General features: G+C 62.7%; 1 pseudogene. It reads right to left on the bottom strand.

Features of this window, described 5'->3' with window-relative positions:
• Positions 1 to 242: pseudogene (locus tag ABR397_RS25605) on the bottom strand (RHS repeat protein); the annotation flags it as partial.
• Positions 243 to 279 lie beyond the last annotated feature (37 nt).

Genomic DNA, 279 nt, shown 5'->3' with positions numbered 1-279 from the left:
CGGCCGTGTTTGTCCCATTCACTCAGACGGGTGTGGCCGTCCGCATCTGTGTAGCCGTTCGGCAGGCCAAATTCATCCCACAGAATATGGTGTTCCGTGCCATTGCGGTCGCGGCAGTGGATGATGTGGCGCGCGTCGTTGAGGCGCCAAACCGTGCGGGTGCCGTCATGCCAGTGTGCCGTGCGGGTCTCATCATCGTATGCCAGCCGATAGCCCGCCCCCTCGCTGGTTTGCTGGGCCATGACACGCCACAGCCCTTCTTCAGTCTGCTCCCACTGG

Origin of the sequence: Photorhabdus viridis, from assembly GCF_040256935.1 — a bacterium.
Taxonomy (GTDB): domain Bacteria; phylum Pseudomonadota; class Gammaproteobacteria; order Enterobacterales; family Enterobacteriaceae; genus Photorhabdus; species Photorhabdus viridis.
The sequence above is the reverse complement of the archived record's forward strand: the minus strand, read 5'-3'. Positions and strand labels throughout refer to the sequence as shown.